This window comes from Paraburkholderia sp. SIMBA_027 (assembly GCF_046535315.1).
Lineage (GTDB): Bacteria > Pseudomonadota > Gammaproteobacteria > Burkholderiales > Burkholderiaceae > Paraburkholderia > Paraburkholderia tropica.
Genome location: NZ_JAWRWY010000115.1, coordinates 1 through 435 on the forward strand (window position 1 = coordinate 1; position 435 = coordinate 435).

The 435-nt window shown below is 27.6% G+C and carries 1 pseudogene; it reads left to right on the forward strand.

Annotated elements, in window-relative coordinates:
* A pseudogene (locus tag SB764_RS38380) lies at positions 1-435 on the forward strand (peptidase domain-containing ABC transporter); the annotation flags it as partial.

Below are 435 nucleotides of genomic sequence, written 5' to 3' on the forward strand. Positions count from 1 at the left end.
TCTACATTTCCTTTACGATAGTCTCCATACTTTGGGTAATTTATTTTCAAAAATATAGAAAGGTATTAGATTATAATAGATTTAAACTACAAGCAGAGGACCAGAGTACTGTATATGAGCTTATCACAGGTATGCAGGAGATAAAATTAAATAGTTTTGAAGAATTTAAAAGGTCTCAATGGAAAATCATACAAGATCAGTTATTTAACGTAAACTTAAAAGTTTTGAGGATTGATCAATTGCAACTTTCAGGATATACCTTTATGAATAACATTAAAAATATTTTTATTTCATTTATTGTTGCTAAAAGTGTTATTAATGGAAATTTGACATTGGGAAGTATGTTAAGTATATCTTATATTGTTGGGGAGATGAACTCTCCTATTAATCAGTTGATTACTTTTTTTCGCTCTTTACAAGATGCTAAATTGAGTT